This is a genomic window from Micromonospora sp. bgisy143 (genome assembly GCF_057708145.1).
On record NZ_JBYIRN010000010.1, the window covers coordinates 126803 to 144300 of the forward strand.

The 17498-nt window shown below is 72.6% G+C and carries 16 protein-coding genes; 5 read left to right on the forward strand and 11 right to left on the reverse strand.

The features are described 5' to 3' along the window. The first annotated feature begins 413 nt into the window (after nucleotides 1–413). The gene (locus AC3EN4_RS14700; RefSeq protein WP_422739552.1) at nucleotides 414–1196 is read left to right on the forward strand and encodes a 3-hydroxybutyrate dehydrogenase; all 783 of its coding nucleotides are present in this window, start codon (nucleotides 414–416) and stop codon (nucleotides 1194–1196) included. Nucleotides 1197–1210: 14 nt separating this feature from the next. Next, nucleotides 1211–3130 (forward strand): helix-turn-helix domain-containing protein, encoded by a 1920-nt coding sequence (locus tag AC3EN4_RS14705; protein WP_435206401.1) that lies wholly within the window; start codon nucleotides 1211–1213, stop codon nucleotides 3128–3130. Nucleotides 3131–3153: 23 nt separating this feature from the next. Here the strand turns inward: AC3EN4_RS14705 and AC3EN4_RS14710 are convergent, their stop codons facing one another. From AC3EN4_RS14710 to AC3EN4_RS14720, 3 genes are all read right to left on the reverse strand, one after another. After that, nucleotides 3154–3762: a TetR/AcrR family transcriptional regulator gene (locus tag AC3EN4_RS14710; protein ID WP_435206402.1), complete on the reverse strand. Its 609-nt coding sequence runs from the start codon at nucleotides 3760–3762 to the stop codon at nucleotides 3154–3156. 11 nt (nucleotides 3763–3773) lie between these two features. Further along, nucleotides 3774–5342, reverse strand: coding sequence for an MFS transporter (locus tag AC3EN4_RS14715; protein ID WP_422739549.1), 1569 nt, complete (start codon nucleotides 5340–5342; stop codon nucleotides 3774–3776). Between the two features lie 121 nt (nucleotides 5343–5463). Beyond that, nucleotides 5464–6117: a transcriptional regulator gene (locus AC3EN4_RS14720; RefSeq protein ID WP_435206403.1), complete on the reverse strand. Its 654-nt coding sequence runs from the start codon at nucleotides 6115–6117 to the stop codon at nucleotides 5464–5466. A 215-nt stretch (nucleotides 6118–6332) separates the two neighbouring features. Here AC3EN4_RS14720 and AC3EN4_RS14725 point away from each other — a divergent pair, with 215 nt between their 5' ends. Further along, nucleotides 6333–7190 (forward strand): SPFH domain-containing protein, encoded by an 858-nt coding sequence (locus AC3EN4_RS14725; protein WP_422739547.1) that lies wholly within the window; start codon nucleotides 6333–6335, stop codon nucleotides 7188–7190. Nucleotides 7191–7270: 80 nt separating this feature from the next. Here the strand turns inward: AC3EN4_RS14725 and AC3EN4_RS14730 are convergent, their stop codons facing one another. The 3 genes from AC3EN4_RS14730 to AC3EN4_RS14740 form a co-directional block, all read right to left on the reverse strand. Continuing rightward, nucleotides 7271–8536, reverse strand: coding sequence for an MFS transporter (locus AC3EN4_RS14730; RefSeq protein ID WP_435206404.1), 1266 nt, complete (start codon nucleotides 8534–8536; stop codon nucleotides 7271–7273). Nucleotides 8537–8661: 125 nt separating this feature from the next. Continuing rightward, nucleotides 8662–10038, reverse strand: a complete 1377-nt coding sequence (locus tag AC3EN4_RS14735) for a permease prefix domain 1-containing protein (protein WP_435206405.1) — start codon at nucleotides 10036–10038, stop codon at nucleotides 8662–8664. Further along, nucleotides 10035–10400 carry a PadR family transcriptional regulator gene (locus AC3EN4_RS14740; protein WP_435206406.1) on the reverse strand — a complete coding sequence of 122 codons (366 nt, stop codon included), beginning with the start codon at nucleotides 10398–10400 and terminating at the stop codon, nucleotides 10035–10037. The genes AC3EN4_RS14735 and AC3EN4_RS14740 overlap by 4 nt, the downstream gene beginning before the upstream one ends. 111 nt (nucleotides 10401–10511) lie before the next feature. Between AC3EN4_RS14740 and AC3EN4_RS14745 the strand changes: the two genes are divergently transcribed. Next, on the forward strand, nucleotides 10512–11258 hold the full coding sequence (locus tag AC3EN4_RS14745) for a phosphotransferase family protein (protein ID WP_435206407.1): 747 nt from the start codon (nucleotides 10512–10514) through the stop codon (nucleotides 11256–11258). 6 nt (nucleotides 11259–11264) lie between these two features. On the opposite strand, the gene AC3EN4_RS14750 is transcribed toward AC3EN4_RS14745, so the two are convergent. From AC3EN4_RS14750 to AC3EN4_RS14765, 4 genes are all read right to left on the reverse strand, one after another. Next, entirely contained in the window at nucleotides 11265–11801 is a 537-nt protein-coding gene (locus tag AC3EN4_RS14750) for an RBBP9/YdeN family alpha/beta hydrolase (protein WP_435206408.1), read from the reverse strand. Nucleotides 11802–11841: 40 nt separating this feature from the next. Further along, entirely contained in the window at nucleotides 11842–12984 is a 1143-nt protein-coding gene (locus AC3EN4_RS14755; RefSeq protein WP_435206409.1) for an alcohol dehydrogenase catalytic domain-containing protein, read from the reverse strand. Next, nucleotides 12981–14435, reverse strand: coding sequence for an aldehyde dehydrogenase family protein (locus AC3EN4_RS14760; protein ID WP_435206410.1), 1455 nt, complete (start codon nucleotides 14433–14435; stop codon nucleotides 12981–12983). Before AC3EN4_RS14760 ends, AC3EN4_RS14755 begins: the two co-directional genes overlap by 4 nt. 73 nt (nucleotides 14436–14508) lie before the next feature. Continuing rightward, entirely contained in the window at nucleotides 14509–15174 is a 666-nt protein-coding gene (locus AC3EN4_RS14765; RefSeq protein WP_422739539.1) for a TetR/AcrR family transcriptional regulator, read from the reverse strand. An 84-nt stretch (nucleotides 15175–15258) separates the two neighbouring features. Here AC3EN4_RS14765 and AC3EN4_RS14770 point away from each other — a divergent pair, with 84 nt between their 5' ends. Further along, on the forward strand, nucleotides 15259–16431 hold the full coding sequence (locus tag AC3EN4_RS14770) for an acyl-CoA dehydrogenase family protein (RefSeq protein WP_422739538.1): 1173 nt from the start codon (nucleotides 15259–15261) through the stop codon (nucleotides 16429–16431). Between the two features lie 6 nt (nucleotides 16432–16437). Here the strand turns inward: AC3EN4_RS14770 and AC3EN4_RS14775 are convergent, their stop codons facing one another. Further along, nucleotides 16438–17475 carry an aminotransferase class V-fold PLP-dependent enzyme gene (locus tag AC3EN4_RS14775; protein WP_435206411.1) on the reverse strand — a complete coding sequence of 346 codons (1038 nt, stop codon included), beginning with the start codon at nucleotides 17473–17475 and terminating at the stop codon, nucleotides 16438–16440. Nucleotides 17476–17498: the final 23 nt, after the last annotated feature.

Consider the following 17498-nt stretch of genomic DNA (forward strand, 5'->3'; position numbering starts at 1 on the left):
TCACAACTTCGGGGAAGTTGCTGCCTCAGCCGCACCGGAAACAGCAACTTCCCCGACGTTGCGCAGATCTCGACGGCGGGGGCGACCCGCGACGACCGACCGGCGGCGGGCAGCGACAGGCAGGGTGGCAGCACCCGGGATCAGCGCCCGGCACGGCCCAAGGTCACGCTCGATCCTGGATGTAGTGGCCTTCTCGACGCTCCGACACCACTACATCCTGGATACAGCGCGATCTTGCGGTCGGCCCAGCGGCCTAGCGGGCCGCCGCACGCCGCAGGCCACCACACGCCCCGGGCCACCAGCGCCGCGGGCCGCCGAACGGCGTGGGTGGGCCGGGGGCACACAGCTTTGCTCGGGAGTATGTGGCTCCGGCCCATGTGCGGGTGGACACACAGCTCGTAACTTCATGCGCCATGACGGCAGAACCCGTGGCGGTCCCCCACGTCGTGCAGGTCGACCTCGCCGGTCGGACCGCCCTGGTCACCGGCGGCGGCAGCGGCATCGGGCGGGCGTGTGCCCTGCGCCTGGGCGCGGCCGGCGCGAAGGTGCTCGTGGTGGACCGAAACCTGGAGGCGGCCAAGGCGGTGGCCGCCCAGGCCGGCGGACGCGCCGAGGGGGTGGACCTGGCCGACCCGGCGGCCGTGGACTCCCTGGACGTGGACGTCGACATCGTGGTGAACAACGCGGGGCTCCAGCATGTGGCGCCGTTGCAGGACTTTCCGGTCGAGCGCTTCGAGTACATCCAGCGGGTGATGGTGGAGGCGCCGTTCCTGCTGATCCGCCGGGCGCTGCCGCACATGTACGCCCGGGGCTGGGGTCGGATCGTCAACATCTCGTCGGTGCACGGCCTGCGCGCCTCGCCGTACAAGGCGGCGTACGTCTCGGCGAAGCACGCCCTCGAAGGGCTCTCGAAGGTGGTGGCGCTGGAGGGCGCCGCGCACGGGGTGACCGCGAACTGCATCAACCCGGCGTACGTGCGGACCGCCCTGGTGGAGAGCCAGATCGCCGACCAGGCGGCGAGCCACGGGATCGAGGAGACCGAGGTCGTCGAGAAGATCATGCTGGCCCGGGCGGCCGTCAAACGGCTGATCGAGCCGGAGGAGGTGGCCGAGCTGCTGGCGTACCTCTGCTCGCCGCCGGCGGCCTTCATCACCGGCGCGTCGATCGCGCTCGACGGGGGCTGGACGGCCAACTAGTGGGTCCGCGCACAATGTCGACCATGTCGTCGCCGGTGGAGTTCCTCGAACTGCTCGCCCGTGAGGCCGCCGCGGTGGAGTTCGAGGGCCCGCTGGTGGCCGCGCGGGCCGCGGGTGTGCCGCCGGACCGGCTGGCCGAGCTGGAGCAGGCCAAGACGGTGGCGTTGCGGGTACGTGCGCTCCTGGAGCGTCGACGTCGCCGGGAGACCGAGCTGTCCGGCCTGTACGACACGGTCAGTGACCTGGCCGGCCTGCGCGACCTGGACGACGTGCTGCGGGCGATCGTGCACCGGGCGCGCAACCTGCTCGGCGCGGACGTGGCGTACATGACGCTGAACGACGACGAGCGCGGCGACACCTACATGCGGGTCACCGACGGGTCGGTCTCGGCCCGCTTCCAGCGGTTGCGGCTGCCGATGGGTGCCGGCCTGGGTGGTCTGGTGGCCCAGTCGGGCGCCCCGTACGTCACCGCGAACTACGGCGAGGACGCGCGCTTCCACCACACCGGGGAGATCGACGCGGGGGTCGGCGAGGAGGGCCTGGTGGCGATCCTCGGGGTGCCGCTGCGGCTCGGCTCCACCTCGATCGGGGTGCTCTACGCCGCCAACCGTTCGGCCCGGCCGTTCGCCCGGGAGGAGGTGGCGTTGCTGGTCTCCCTGGCCGCGCACGCCGCCGTGGCGATCGACACGGCCCGGCTGCTGGCCGAGACCCGTTCGGCGCTGGCCGAGTTGTCGGCGGCGAACACCACCATCCGGGCGCACAGCAGCTCGGTGGAGCGGGCCGCGGCGGCGCACGACCGGATGACGGCGCTGGTGTTGCGCGGCGGTGGCGTGGAGGACGTGGCGGCGGCGGTGACCGACGTGCTGGGCGGGGCGCTGCTGGCGTTGGACGCCGAGGGTCGCCTGCTGGCCCGGGTCGGCGAGATCGAGGAGCCGGAGCGGGCGGACATCGTCGAGGCGGTGGCCGCGTCCCGGACCGAGGGGCGCAGTGTCCGTCGCGGTCCACTGTGGTACGCGGCGGTGGTCGCCGGCACGGAGAACCTGGGTGCCCTGGTGCTGCGCCCCAACGACGAGTTGGTCGACGCGGACCAGCGCATCCTGGAGCGGGCCGCCCTGGTGACCGCCCTGCTGCTGCTGTTCCGCCGGACGGTCGCCGAGGCGGAGGGTCGGGTCCGGGGCGAGTTGCTGGACGACCTGATCGCCCGGCCGCTGCGCGACACGGACGCGCTGCGCAGTCGGGCGCGTCGGCTGGGGGTGGACCTGGACGCGCCGCACGTGCTGGTGGCGGTGGGCGATGATGCGATCGCGGCGACCGGTTCGGCGCGCCAGCGGGTGCTCTCCTGGGCCACCACGTACGCCTCGGCGCGGGGTGGCCTGGCGGCGGCGCGCGACGGTCGGGTGGTGCTGATGCTGCCGGGTCAGGACGCCGGCGGCAGCGCCCGCGCGGTGGCGCGGGACCTGTCGCGGGTGACGGGCCGGCCGGTGACCGCCGGGGCGAGCGGCCCGGCGACCGGGCCCGGGGCGCTGGCGGGGACGTTCCACGAGGCGGACCGCTGCCTCACCGCCCTCGGCGCGCTGGGCCGCGCCGGTCAGGGGGCGAGCACCGCCGAGCTGGGCTTCGTCGGGCTGCTGCTGGGCACGGTGGGTGACCGCGGGGACCGGGACGTGGCGCGGTTCCTCGCCACCACGGTTGGACCGGTCCTCGACTACGACGCCCGGCGCGGGACGGCGCTGGTGAAGACGCTGGAGGCGTACTTCGGGGTGGGCGGCAGCCTGGCCCGGGCCGCCGAGCAACTGCACGTGCACGTCAACACGGTGACCCAGCGGCTGGAGCGGGTCGGGCAACTGCTCGGCGCGGACTGGCAGCGTCCGGAGCGGGCGCTGGAGGTGCAGTTGGCGCTGCGCCTGCACCGGCTGCGCGCCCCGGCGGGCTGACCAGCCCGGCGGGTTGCGGTCGCTCAGCGGGCGCGGATGCCCTCCAGGACGGCGTCGACGACCTGCGCGGGCAGCTTGCGGTCGTCCAGCTCGGGGTTCCACTGGAGTACGCGTTGGATCAGCATCGGCCCGGTGAGCAGCGCCATGGTGACCTCGACGTCGATGTCCGGCCGGAGCAGCCCTTCGTCGATGCCGCGCCGCAGCACCTCGCGCATGAGCTGCCGCCGGGGCTCGATGATGTTCTGGTAGAGCTGGAACTGGTCCGGGCTGCGGTTCACCGCCGGCACCAGGCACGGCATGATCTTCGCCGCGCGCGGGTCGACGTTCTGCCCGACCGCGCCGACCAGCACGAGCAGGTCGTCCCGGACGGAGTGGCCGGCCGGCTGCGGCATGATGCCTTTGAGCCGGCGCAGCGCGTCGATCAGTAGCGCGTCCTTGCCGGCCCAGCGGCGGTAGATGGTGGCCTTGCCGACGCCGGCGCGGTTGGCGATCGCCTCGATCGAGAGCGCCTCGATGGTGCTGCCCTCGGCGAGCAGATCGAGGGTCGCCTCGACGATCGCCTCGTCGGCGCGGAGGCTCCGCGGTCGCCCGGGCGACCGCGGAGCATCGGCGGTGGAGGTCATGTCGGACATTGTTCCCGAACCTAGGCCGTGCCGGCCAACTCGGGCTCGGTGGCGGGTGCCGCCGTCGACGTCGTCAGGGCCTCGCGGCCCGGCATCCAGCGCAGCACCACCAGCATGCCGAGCGCCGCGACGATCGCGGACAGCGCCGCCGCCCAGTGCATGGCGGTGACGAAGGCGTCGTTGGCCGCCGAGATCAGCGTGGGTGCCGCCGGGCCGAGTTGCCCGGCCGCCGCGTACGCCCCGGAGATCGACTCGTTGGCCGCGTCCTGTGCCCGCGCGGGCAGGCCGGTCAGCGCGTCACTGACGTCGCTGCGGTAGACCGCGCTGAGCACCGAGCCGAGGACCGCCACGCCGAGCGCGCCGGCGACCTGGCGGACGGTGTTGCTCACCGCGGAACCCACGCCGGCCTTCTCGCGGGGCAGCGCCGACATGATGGACTCGGTGGCCGGCGGCATGATGTTGGCCATCCCGACGCCCTGGATGAAGAAGACGACGAGCACCAGCCAGATCGGGGTGGACGCGTCGATGAAGGCGAACGCGGCCAGCGCCACGACCGTCAGCCCCAGCCCTACGGCGGCGACCGCCCGGCCGCCGTAGCGGCGGACCATCGCCGCGCTGCGCGGCGCGAAGATCAGCTGCGCGCCGGCGAAGGGCAGGAAGAGCAGGCCGGTCTGCAGCGGGCTGTAGTCGCGGACCAGCTGCAGGTAGAACGAGCTGAAGAACATCACGCCCATCGCGGCGAAGAACACCAGGCCGACGATGGCCACCGGCGCGGCGAAGCGCGGCACCTTGAACAGCCGGACGTCCAGCGACGGGTGGTCGGAGCGGAGTTCGTGCCGCACGAACCAGGCCAGCACGGCGAGGCCCACCAGGATCGAGCCCCAGGCGACCGGACGGTCGAAGCCGTGCTCACCACCGTCGATGATGCCGTAGGAGAGGGCCACCAGGCCGACCACGGAGAGCAGGACACCGAGCAGGTCGACGCGGCCGGGGCGGGGGTCACGCGACTCGGGGACGAGCAGCGCCACCAGGATCACGCCGGCGGCGACCACGGGCACGTTGATCAGGAAGACCGAGCCCCACCAGAAGTGCTCCAGCAGCGTGCCGCCGAGGATCGGGCCGATCGCCACGGCGAGGCCGACCGCGCCGGCCCAGACGCCGATGGCCCGGCCGCGCTCGCGCGGGTCGAAGACGTTGGAGATGATCGAGAGCGTCACCGGCATGATGGCCGCGCCGCCGACGCCCATCAGGGCGCGGGCCGCGATGAGCTGCGCGGGGCTGTCGGCGTACGCGGAGAGCAGCGACGCCAGGCCGAACAGCGCCAGGCCGATCATGAGGAAGCGCTTGCGGCCGGCCCGGTCGCCGAGCACCCCGAAGGTGAACAGCAGGCCGGCGAAGACCAGCGTGTAGGAGTTGATGGCCCATTCCAGCTCGCCCTGGCTGGCGCCGAGGCCGTGCACCGGGTCGGCCAGGGTCCGTAGGGCGACGTTGAGGATCGTGTTGTCGAGGACGACGACGAGGAGGCTGATCACCAGCACCCCCAGGATCGCCCACCTCCTCGGGTGTCCCGTGTTGTCGTGCAGCTCCATGCCCGGTTCTCCCCCCGGTTGCACCCGTTCCGCAATACGATACGGGCCAGACTCGTAACGGCGATCAGACTACGACCGCCATTAACGATACGGAACTGTTTCGTATCGGAAGTGGTCGGCGTCACGTCTCGACGCGACAACGCTCCCCCGGCTCGGGCGCGGCCAGACAGGCGGCTACGGCGGCCGGCAGCGCGCTCAGGTGGGCGGCGGGCGCGGCGAGCGGTTCGATCCAGCCCGGCCCGGCGCCGTAGACGCGCAGGCCGGGAAATTCGCGGGCGAAACGCACCAATCGGTACGCGCGGCCGGTGACCGGCGTCTGCGACCACAACACCACGGTGTGCGGATGAGCGCGGTGCACGGCGCTGGTCAGCGCGGACCACGGCAGCGCGGGCCCCAGGTGCAGGCAGCCGCGTCCCCGCTCCCGCAGGGCCGCGGCGAGGGCGTGCAGGCCGAGTGAGTGCGCCTCCCGCTCGGCACCGGCCAGCAGCACCCCGCCGGTCGGCAGGGACCGCCCGGGCTCCCGGCGGTGCACGTCCAGCCCCACCCGGACACCCTCGGACAGGGCGTGTTCCACGGCGATCTGCGCGGCGTCGCGCCCGGACAACGGCGTCAGCAGCGGCTGGCAGACCTGCTCCCAGAGCGCCGGCACGCCCCACTCGGCGGCCAACTCCAGCATCAGCGAGGCGACACGGTTACCGTCCAGGTCCTCGGCCGCCAGCGAGACCCGCTTGAGCGCGGTCTGCACGGCGTCGGCCGGCATCGGATCGGTCAGCACAGACGTACCCCCGGGTAGGTGTTCTCTACCCAGGGTTCGCCGCGACCGGGCGCGGCGGATGCGCCCGGCGCGAATTTACCGGCGGCGGCCCCACCGCCGGCGGTGCTGCGCCCGCCCGGACCGACCAGGGCACGGACCCCACCGCACGCTCCGGACGACTTGACCGGACCGCTTACGTTGATGATCCACACAGCCCTCCGGAAGGTGTCCACCCCATGCCCGTCGGCTTCACCATGGCGATCGTCCTCGCCGTCGCCCTGGTCGTCAGCGCCGTCGCCGCGCTCGTCGCCCCCGCCCGCTCGCTGAAGCGGATGTCCGCCCTCGCCGCGCTCGGCTTCCTCACCCTCAGCGTGGTGGTCGGCCTCGCCTCCAGCGCCCACTCGGTGCCGATCCGCTCGGTCGGCATCGTGACCAGCTTCGGTAAGCCCACCGGCGAGGTGACCGGCTCGGGCCTGAAGTGGGTGGCCCCCTGGCAGAAGGTCGGCGAGTGGGACGCGGGCCGGCAGAAGTACGACCACATCGGCGGGAACAACTGCGTCCGGGTGCGCACCGGGACGCTCGCCGACGCCTGTGTCGAGGTGCTGGTGGAATGGCAGGTCAAGCCGGAGAACGCGCCCAAGCAGTTCATGGACTACAAGGGCGACTTCGTCAGCTTCCGGGGGCAGCGGGTGGGCGTGCAGCTCGACAGCGCGGTCAACGACGCGTTCGCCGCGTACAACCCGCTGGAGAAGATCGACGCCCGGACCGGTGACCTGAACGTCGACCTCAAGCCGTTCGCGGCGAACATCAAGACCAGCGCGGAGAGCCGCCTCGCCACCGACGTCGACATCCTGTCGGTGACCATCACCCGGGTCAACCACGACGACAAGACCGAGGGCAACATCAAGGCGTTCCAGGACAAGCTGGCGCAGACCCGCAACCTGGAACAGGACCGCAAGAACGCCGAGATCTCCAAGCAGATCACCGAGACCAACGCGAAGGTCGACAAGGTCACCCGGTGCCTGGAGATCGCCGAGAAGAACGGCGCCAACCCGGGCCTGTGCATCAATCCCGGCATCGTCACCGGCAAGTGACACCGGTCGTCGGCCCACCCGTGGCGGGGTGGGCCGGCGTCCACCGGCGTCGCTGCGGTGACGACAGGGCGACAGGCGGGTCAGTCGCGGCCAACCTCCACCCGAGGCGGAGCGGCCGGAGTTGGTCCCGGCCGGGCCGTACCGAGGCGAAGCGCCGGCCGAACGAAGACGGCCGTCGCGACGATCAGCGCGACGCCCGCGACGACGATGGAGGCGGTGACGCCCCAGGCGGTGGCGATCAGTCCGCCCAGACCGACCCCGGCGATGGTCAGCAGCACCATGATCGAGTTGATCAGCCCCACGCCCCGCCCCCGGACCTGCTCCCCGAGGTCCTGCAGGATCGCGGTGGCGATCGGCACCTGTAGCAGGCTGGAGGAGACGCCGGTGAGCAGGCACCAGGTCGCGGCGCCGGCCAGCGCGGTCCGGCCGGTGAGGCCGTCGACGGGGGCGAGCGCCAGCAACGTCAGCGCGAACAACCCGACCGAGACGACGAGTGCGCGTCCGGCCGGCAGCCTCCTCATCATGGCCGGGCCGAGCAGCGCTCCGATCACACAGCCGCCGCCGAACACGGCCTGGGCCACGCCGTACTCGAGAGCCGGCAGGTCAAAGACCATCAGCAGCTGAGCGTTGAAGTTGGTGGTGAACAGGCCCAGCACCAGCATGATGGGCACCAGGAACGCCGCCAGGAACCGCAACGACGCGACGCTCAGCACGGCCCGCACGCCGGTGCGCAGCGCCTGCCAGTACGGTTCGTGGCCGCCGGCCGCGGCCGTCGGGACCTCCCGCAGGACGGGCATGGCGGCCAACAGGAGCGCCGAGCCGGCGAACGTCGCCGCGTTGATCATCAGCACCACCGGCACATTGCCGATGACCAGCAGGAGGCCGCCGAGAGCCGGGCCGAGCAGATTCAACGTGTGGTTGGTGCTCTGGAACAGGGTGACGGCGGCCGGGATGCGCTGCCGCGATCCGATGATCTTCGGGATCGCCGCGATCCGCGCCGTCTCGAAGAACGCCTTGCCGACACCCTCCAGCAGGATGAGCACCAGCAGCAGGCTCACCGATCGCAGCGCCGGAATCATCGCCAGCACGATGACGATGCGGCCCAGGTCCGAACCGATCAGCAGTGCACGCTTCGGGACACGGTCGGCCAGCGGTCCGATGAACGCGCCGAGGACACCGGACGGCAGCAACTGCGCCATGATGACGAGAGCGATCACGGCGGGGTTGTCCACGAGCGTCGCCGCGACGTAGATCAGGGTGATCCTGGACATGGCGTCGCCCAGGAACGACACCACCACCGCCAGCCAATACTTCAGGTAGGTCGGGTCCCGCAACAGCTCGAGCACGCCTTCAGCACCTCACCGATCAGGTCGGCCACCCACCTGGATGACGCAGCGCCGCTGCCCGGATCACGGAGCACCCCGGCATGGTCCCACAACGGGTGCCACGCCGGGGTGTCCCCGATGGCTGGTCAGGCGTAGTGGAACAACGGCGGGAAGACCAGGACCACGATCCAGGCCCAGGCGGCGTAGACCGGCAGGTAGCCGGTCTGCCAGCGTTCGAGGGCCGCGAACGGGGTCCGCCGGCGGACGAAGCTCAGCAGGAGCCAGGCCGACCACGCGAGGTTGACCAGCAGGACCACGTTCTCGCCGAGCGCAGCCGCCCGGTTGGGCGTACCGCCGTAGTCGTCGGTGATCCGTCCGGTGATCTCGAAGAGAACCAGCACGTCGATGGCCAACGCGCTGAGCACGAGCGCGAGTTGGAGCCGGTCGAACGCGCCGGGCGGGGCCAGTGGCTCGCGGGCCGAGAGGGAGTAGAGCAGCAACCCGAGCACCACGACCAGCAGCAGGTCGAACAGGATCAGCGCCTCCCGCTCGACGTCGATGCCGTGGCTGGTCCAGACCACGGCCACCAGGAAGGCGAGCAGCGCGGCCGTGAAGAGCGGGGTGAACAGCCGGGTGAGCACCGGCGCGATGTTCTCGACGACACTCTGCTTGGCCTCGACCAGCCACCCGGCCACCACGACCGCGGCCGCCGCGCCGCAGGGTAGGAGCCACTGCGAGACGAACGCCTCCGGGACGATGCCGATGGCCTCGAAGGTGTTGAACAGGAACGCGGCGAGCACCCCGCCACCGAGGCCCATCAGCACGAAGTAGATGAACCATTCGCCGGTGAAGCGGATGAAGTCCATGCGTCGACGGGTGGAGCGCCAGTCGTCGGCGACGTAGGCCAGACCGACCACGAGCCAGAGCGCGATCGGCAGGTGGACGCTGGTGACGACGAAAGACTGCGAGTCGCCCGCCAGGGGGTAGACGTTGGCCGCCACCGCGCCGAGGACGAACAACGCGACCAGCGCCACGACCACCGCCGGTCGGGCTCGGCGACGCCAGGCGAGGAACGCCGCCAGCCAGGGCAGCGCGAACAGGGTGAAGTTGCGCGTGTAGAACGCCCCGTCGTCGTCGAAGGTCAGGCCGAACAGCGCCGGCGCCTTGACCGACGCCACAGCACCGGCCGCCGCGGCGAGCATCCACCACAGGTCCCGCCGGGACCGCGCGCCGCCGGCCGGGGCGCCGGCGTCGCCGGTCAGCACGAGTTGCTTCCAGAGCCGCTCCGAGTGTTCCCGGGCGAACTCCCGGGACAGCTCGTCGAGGCTGCCCATCCGTTTGACCGCGACCAGGAACGCCTCGTCGGGGCTGAGGCCCGCGGCGACGAGCGCGTCGACGGAGCCGCGCAGGTGGTCCTCCAGCTCGTCGGCGTCGGCCGGGCTCAGCGTCCCGCGCCGCAGCACGTACTGCCGCCACTGGGCGACCTGCGCCGCCAGCTCCTGCGGGCCGTCGTACGCCGTCACGCGAAACCCTCCAGCGGACGTGGGGTCAGCGGCGTCCGGTCGTGCCAGACCTCCTTGAGCGCGCCCACCACCGTGTCCCACTGGCGGCGTTGCTCGGCGAGCTCGGCCCGGCCCCGGTCGGTGATGCGGTAGTACTTGCGCCGGCGCTCACCGGCGACCGCCTGCCAGCTCGACTCCACGAAGGCGAGCCGTTCGAGCCGGTGCAGCAACGGATAGAGCAGCCCCTCGGTCCAGTCCAGCTCACCGCCGGACAACTCGTTGATCCGCCGCAGGATGGCGTAGCCGTAGCTCTCCCCCTCGGCCAGGATGCCGAGCACCATCGGCGTCGCCGACGCGGCGACCAGGTCTTTCGCGACCTTCACGGAACCTCCCACCCAACCCTAGAAGTACGATGCATAGTAGTGCTAGGTATAGGCCCCGGCGCAACGCCCGCAGCGAAAAACCAGTCGAGTGAGGGCCACCGCCCGGCGACAATGACCGGCGTGCACGAGGTCGAGGTCGTCGTCGCCCACAGCGAGCGCGCGACCGTCCGCGTCGGCGACGTGTACCTCAAGATCGACCCCGACCAGGGGCGCGCCGACGTCGAGGTCGAGGCGATGGCCCTGGCGCCCGTCACCACCCCACGGATCCTGTGGCGCAACCCGCCCGTGCTCGCCCTCGCCGCCCTACCCGGACGAGCGCTCGGCCGCCTCGGCGAGCCGTCGAACGCGTCGCCGGGAGCGTGGGCGGCAGCCGGCGCCGCCGTACGGACGCTGCACGACGCGCCGCTGCCGCCCTGGCCGGGTCGGAGCCTCGACGAGCTGGCCACCCGGCTCGACCGCGAGTGCGCGTGGCTGGTCACGAACGCCGTGCTCCCCACCGACCTGGTCACCCGCAACCGGCACATCGCCGAGGCGGCGCTACGACCGTGGACACCGGTGTTCACGCACGGCGACCTGCAGGCGGACCACGTCTTCGTCGAGCAGGAAGAGGTGACCGGCGTCCTCGACTGGTCCGAGGCGGCCCGGGGCGACGCCCTGTTCGACCTCGCCATGCTGACGCTCGGGCACGAGGAGCACCTCGGCGACGTGCTGGCCGGCTACGGCGGCGACGTCGACCTCGACGTGGTCCGGGCGTGGTGGTCGTGGCGCAGCCTGGTGGTGATCCGATGGCTGGCCGAGCACGGCTTCGACCCCGCCGCGCCCGGCTGCGAGGTCGACGTGCTGCGGGCCCGGATGTGACGAGCCTCAGAGGATGAGTCGGTCCAGCAGCTCGAACCGCTCGTACGGCTGGTCGTAGTCGCCGAAGTGGCCGTCGTCGCGCACGATCTGGGTGCCGCCCAACCGCTCGAACATCGCGCGCCCCTGCCGGTCGTCGCAGCCGTACGGATCCTCGCGCGAGTTGACGAAGTAGATGTCCCGGACGTGTGATCGGATCGCGGCCCAGTCGTAGCGCTCCTGCAGGACGGGTTCCTCACTCGTGTTGGGCCGCGTGCAGTAGCCGGCGACCAGGATCGCCTGGGCCACCGTCACGCCGACGTGCTCGAGGAGCGCCAGCAGCAGGGCCGCGCCGCCGGAGTGGCCCACCAGCACCGTGTCCTCGTCGAAGCGGCGTCCGGCCAGCACCGTCGGCAGGAACGTCGCGATCGGCTCGACGTTGAGGCCCGGCAGGTGCGGCACCTCGACGGCGTACCCCCGTGCCTCGAGCCGGCCGGCCAACCAGCGGTACCAGACGACGTCCGGGTTACCGCCGGTGCCGTGGAAGATGATCGCGCTGCGTCCCACCGTGCCCCCTTCGCCGTCGACAGCATGATCACACCACGGCTCAGTCCAGCGTGACGACCCAGCGGGCGCCCTCGCCCCGCGCCAGCCGGTCGAACGCCACCGGCGCCTCGTCCAGCGACATCGTGCCGCTGACCAGGACACCCAGGTCCAGCGTGCCGTCGGCCAGTCCGGCGGCGAGCGCCGGCACCTCCCGGTCGGGGTCGGACGAGCCGTACACCGAGGATCGCAGCGTCCGGGCGGAGTGGAAGATGTCGAGCGCGCCGAGGCTCACCATGTCGTCCTTCGCGCCCATGCCGACCACGGTGAGCGCGCCACCGCGCCGGATGAGCCGCCAGGCCGCCCGGATGGTGGCGGCACGACCCACGCACTCGAAGGCGTGGTCGACGCCCCGTCCCTCGGTGCGGGCCCGTACCTCCTTGGAGAGCCGGTCGTCGGAGAGCAGGAAGTCGGTGGCTCCGGCGGCGATGGCCAGGTCGCGCTTCGCCTCGGCCACGTCGACCGCGAGGATCGGCGACGCGCCGGCACGGCGGGCCGCGCTGAGCACGGCGAGCCCGACCCCGCCCAGCCCGACCACGGCGACCGACTCACCGGCGGCGACCCGAGCGGTGTTGCCGACCGCGCCGACGCCGGTGAGCACCGCGCAGCCGAGCAACGCGGCCTGCTCGACCGGCAACCCGGCGGGGATCGGTACGACGGCACTCTCCGGCACCACCACCGCCTCGGCGAGCGCGCCGAGGCCGAGCGTCAGGTGCAACGGAAGCCCGTCCTCCGTCTCGCCGCGCGGCACGGTCGGGGCCGTGGTGTCGGCGCAGAGCCACGGCTCGCCGCGCCGGCACCACCAGCAGGCCCGGCAGGCGGGCGCCCAGTTGAGCACCACCGGGGTGCCGACCGGCAACCGGCCGCCGGGGCCGACCTCGGCCACCACCCCGGTCGCCTCGTGCCCGAGCACCAGCGGAAACCGCGCGGCGATGGTGCCGTTCACCATGGACAGGTCGGAGTGGCAGACGCCGGCCGCCCGGATCGTCACGCGCACCTCGCCGGGGCCGGGCGCGGGCAGGCGTACCCGCTCGACCCGCAGCTCAGCCCCGGTCCCCCGCGCGACCAGCGCGCGGACGACGACCGGCGCGGACGCCGGCTCGACGCCCCCGCCCGGCGCGGTCGCGGCCAGCTCACGGGCGGTCATCGCTGGATCGCCTTTACCTCGCAGAACTCGGCGAGCCCGTGCGTGCCCAACTCCCGGCCGAGGCCCGACTGCTTGTAGCCGCCGAACGGGGCGAGCGGGTTGAACGGAGCGCCGTTGATGTCGACCGCCCCGGTGCGCAGCCGCCGCGCCACCGCGAGCGCCGCCTCGGTGTCGGCGGACCAGACCGCGCCGGCCAGCCCGTACCGCGAGTTGTTGGCGATGGCGACGGCCTCGTCGGTGTCGTCGAAGGGGATGACCGCGAGGACCGGCCCGAAGACCTCCTCCTGGGCGAGCGCGCTGTCCGGGTGCACGTCGGCGAAGACGGTCGGGGCGACGAAGTGTCCGCGCGCCGGGACCGGGGCGTCCGGGCCGCCGACGAGCAGTCGCGCGCCGTCGGCGAGCGCCCGGTCGACGTGGCCGCGTACCCGCTGCGCCTGCGCGGCGGAGACCAGCGGGCCGAGCCGGGTGGCCGGGTCGAACGGGTCGCCGAGGCGGTAGCCGGCCACCGCCGCGGTGATCAGGTCGAGCGCGTCGGCGTACCGGTCGCGGTGCACCAGCATCCTGGTCCAGGCCGTACAGGTCTGGCCGGAGTTGAGCAGGGCGTTGCCGACGCCCACCTTGACCGCGGTGGCCAGGTCGGCGTCGCCGAGGATCACGTTCGCGGACTTGCCGCCCAGTTCCAGCGCGACGCGGGCGATCCGGTCGGCGGCGAGTCGCATGATCCGGGTGCCGGTGGCGGTGCTGCCGGTGAACGACACCAGGTCGACGTCGGGATGCCCGGCGAGCGCCTCGCCGACCACCGCCCCGGTGCCGGGGACCAGGTTGAGCACACCGGGTGGCAGGCCGGCCTCGGCGACCGCGTCGAAGAGCAGGTACGCGGTCAGCGGGGTCAACTCGCTCGGCTTGAGCACGACCGTGCAGCCGGCGGCGAGCGCGGGCGCCACCTTCGCCATCACCTGGTGCAAGGGGTAGTTCCACGGCGTGATCGCGCCGACCACGCCGATCGGCTCGCGGACGACGAGGGAGTTGCCGATGCTCTCCTCGACCGGTGCACGGGCGGCGAGCGCGACGTGGTCGCGCAGCACCGTCAACGGCAGCCCGACCTGCACCCGGGTGGCGAGTTTGAGCGGCGAGCCCTGCTCCACGGCGATGGTGCGGGCGAGGTCGTCGGCGCGGGCGGCGAGCGCGGTGTGCAGCCGGTCGAGGTGCGCGGAGCGTTCGGCGGGCGCGGTGGCCGCCCAGCCGGGAAAGGCGGCGCGGGCGGCGGCGACGGCGGCGTCCACATCGGCCGCCGTGCCGGCCGGCACCTGGCCGACGGTGTCGCCGGTGCTCGGGCTCTCCACGTCGATCACGTCGGTGCCGGCGGGTGGCGTCCACTCGCCGCCGACGTACAGGTGACGCCGGAGGCGCAGGATGTCGGGGAGTGGCGACGGCGGTGCGGCGAGATCCATGGCGTCCCTTCGGGGGTGGGCGACGGGCGGCTCGGCGGCGGGCGGGAGGAAACTAGCGCTGGGAGTTTGGACGCTACCCGCTGGACTGGCCGGACTCCACCGCACCGAGCGGGCCGACGGCGCGGTCGTACTCGGCGGCCAGGCCGTGCAGCAGCGCGTCCAGGCCGAGGGCGAAGGCGCCCTCGTCCACGCTCTGCTGGTGCTCGGCGAGCCGGTGCGCCTGGCGCAGGTGCGGATAGTGGGCGGCGTACAACTCGGGGTCCTCGACGAAACCCCGGGCGAACGAACCGAGCGCCGACCCGGCCACGAAGTAGCGCAGCGCGGCGCCGATGTGGGTGGCGCGGGCCGGCGGCCAGCCGGCGCGGACGAGACCGCCGTAGACCGCGTCGGCCATGGCGAGGGCGGCCGGTCGTCGACCCGGCCCCTGCGCCAGGTACGGCACGATGTTCGGGTGCGCGGTGAGCGCCCGCCGGTACGACCAGGCCCACTCGCGCAGCGCGGTCGTCCAGTCCCGGCTGGCGAAGCCGCTGGTGTCGACGGCGCCGGTGACCGTGTCGGCGACCGCGTCGAGGATCTCGTCCTTGGTGGCGAAGTGGTTGTAGAGCGAGGGTCCCTGCACGCCCAGCGCGGCGGCGAGCCGGCGGGTGGAGAAGGCGGGCAGGCCCTCGGCGTCGATCAGCGCGGTGGCTGTCTCGACGATCAGCTGCCGGGTGAGCCGGGGCTGGCGGGGTCGGGGCACAACGCTCCTCGCGGGACTGGACTCAGCAAAACTTACACCGCTAGTTTAGGGGTGACCGGCCGCGCCGACGCCAGGAGGACCATCGTGGACTTTTCGCTCACCGACGAGGAGCGGGCGGTGCGGGACACCGCCCGGTCGTTCATTCAACGCGAGGTGATGCCGCTGGAGACGGAGGTGCTTCGCCGGGAGCGGGCGCACCAGCCGGGCCTGGACCATTCCGAGGTCCGCGAGCTGCAACTCAAGGCCCGCAAGTTCGGCTTCTGGGGCCTCGCCACCCCCGAGGAGTACGGCGGGATGAACCTGCCGGCCGTACTCCAGTCGCTGATCTGGACGGAGCTGGGCCACACGTTCGTGCCGTTCCGCTTCGGCGGCGAGGCCGACAACATCCTGTTCCACGCCACCGAGGAGCAGAAGCAGGAGTTCCTCATCCCGACGATCGAGGGCGAGCGGCGGTCCTGCTTCGCGATCACCGAACCGGGCGCCGGCTCGGACGCCGCCAACATCCGGCTCTCCGCCCGCCGTGACGGCGACGACTGGATCCTGGACGGCGAGAAGACCTTCATCACCGGCGGTCACGACGCCGACTTCGCCATCGTCGTGGCGGTGACCGACCGGGAGAAGGGCGCCCGCAACGGCGGCGCGACCGCGTTCCTGGTGGACCGGGCGATGGGCTGGCGCTCGGAGTTCATCCAGACCATGGGCGAGGGCGGCCCGGCGTCACTGATCTTCGACGGCGTACGCGTGCCGCACCGCAACATCCTCGGCGAGATCGGGCAGGGCTTCGCCCTCGGCATGGAGTGGATCGGCAAGGGCCGCTACACCATCCCGTCGCACGCCGTCGGCATCGCCGAGCGGGTCCTGCAGATGGCGATCGAGTACGCCAACACCCGGGAGACGTTCGGCGCGAAGATCGGCACCAACCAGGCCATCCAGTGGATGATCGCCGACTCGGAGACCGAACTGGAGGCGGCCCGCTGGCTGATCCTGCGCTCGGCGTGGACCGTCGACCAGGGCCTCGACCCCCGACACGCCTCATCCATGGGCAAGCTCTACGGCGCGCAGATGGTCAACCGCGTCGTCGACCGGGCGCTCCAGATCCACGGCGGCATGGGCTACACCCGGGAACTGCCCATCGAGCGCTGGTACCGGCAGGTCCGGCTGTACCGCATCTTCGAGGGCACCGACGAGATGCAGCGGCTCATCATCTCCCGGGACCTGCTGCGCGGGTACACGAAGATCGGCGGCCACCTGGCCTGAGCCGCGTCAGCCGACCAGCGCCTCCAGCGCGGCATCCACGTCCGCCTCGGTCGAGTAGAGGTGGAACGAGGCGCGGACCCGGCCGGCCCGGACCGCCGCCCGAATGCCGGCCGCCGCGAGGCGCTGCTCGGCGTCCGGCACGTCGACGGCGACGATGGCGCTGTCCCCCGCCGGCCGGCCCAGGCCGGTCAGGAACCGGTTGGCCAACGCCACGTTGTGCGCCTGGATCGCCGGCACGCCGATCTCGGCGATCAACTCCATGGCCGGGGCCGCGCCCACCCAGCTGAACCAGGCCGGCGAGATGTCGAACCGGCGGGCATCGTCGGCCAGCCGCAACGGCAGGCCGTAGTAGGAGGCGTGCGGGTCCTGGCCGGCGAACCAGCCGGCCGCGTCCGGGCGCAGCCGCTCGCGCAGCGCCGGGGCCAGATAGGTGTACGCGGTGCCGCGCGGATTCATCAGCCACTTGTAGCCGCCCACGGCCACCACGTCGGCCCGACCGCCGTCGAACGGCAGCCACCCGCACGCCTGGGTCGCGTCCACCACCACCAGCGCACCGTGCGCGCGGGCGGCGGCCACGATCTCGTCGTACCCGGCGACGGATCCGTCGGACGACTGCACCAGGCTGAACGCGACCACGTCCGTGTCGGCGTCGACCGCGCCGGCCAGCCGGTCCGCCGGCACGGTGCGGACGGTCACCCCCCGCTCCTGCTGCACCAGCCAGGGGAACAGGTTCGAGGTGAACTCGATCTCCGGAACGACGACGGTGGCGCCGGCCGGCAGCGACGCCGCCACCGGAGCGAGCATCTGCGAGACCGTCGCACCGACCGCCACGTCGACGTCGGGCACCCCGATCAGGCCGGCGAACGCGGTACGGGCCTGCTGCACCGACTCGCCCCAGCCCTCCCAGGAGGTGCTGCCGACACGCCACTGGGCGAGGGCGTCCTGCAACGCCGTCCAGGCCGGCTCGGGCGGCAACCCGTAGGACGCGGTGTTCAACCAGCCCGGCTCCGGCTTCCACAACTGCTGCGCCTGCGCGATCTCCATACCACCGACGCTAGGCCTGGTCA

Excerpts from the sequence above, each read along its gene's own strand:
- AC3EN4_RS14700 (WP_422739552.1), top strand. The coding sequence starts at position 414 with ATGACGGCAGAACCCGTGGCGGTCCCCCACGTCGTGCAGGTCGACCTC.
- AC3EN4_RS14705 (WP_435206401.1), top strand. The coding sequence starts at position 1,211 with ATGTCGACCATGTCGTCGCCGGTGGAGTTCCTCGAACTGCTCGCCCGT.
- AC3EN4_RS14710 (WP_435206402.1), bottom strand. The coding sequence starts at position 3,762 with ATGTCCGACATGACCTCCACCGCCGATGCTCCGCGGTCGCCCGGGCGA.
- AC3EN4_RS14715 (WP_422739549.1), bottom strand. The coding sequence starts at position 5,342 with ATGGAGCTGCACGACAACACGGGACACCCGAGGAGGTGGGCGATCCTG.
- AC3EN4_RS14725 (WP_422739547.1), top strand. The coding sequence starts at position 6,333 with ATGCCCGTCGGCTTCACCATGGCGATCGTCCTCGCCGTCGCCCTGGTC.
- AC3EN4_RS14745 (WP_435206407.1), top strand. The coding sequence starts at position 10,512 with ATGACCGGCGTGCACGAGGTCGAGGTCGTCGTCGCCCACAGCGAGCGC.
- AC3EN4_RS14755 (WP_435206409.1), bottom strand. The coding sequence starts at position 12,984 with ATGACCGCCCGTGAGCTGGCCGCGACCGCGCCGGGCGGGGGCGTCGAG.
- AC3EN4_RS14760 (WP_435206410.1), bottom strand. The coding sequence starts at position 14,435 with ATGGATCTCGCCGCACCGCCGTCGCCACTCCCCGACATCCTGCGCCTC.
- AC3EN4_RS14775 (WP_435206411.1), bottom strand. The coding sequence starts at position 17,475 with ATGGAGATCGCGCAGGCGCAGCAGTTGTGGAAGCCGGAGCCGGGCTGG.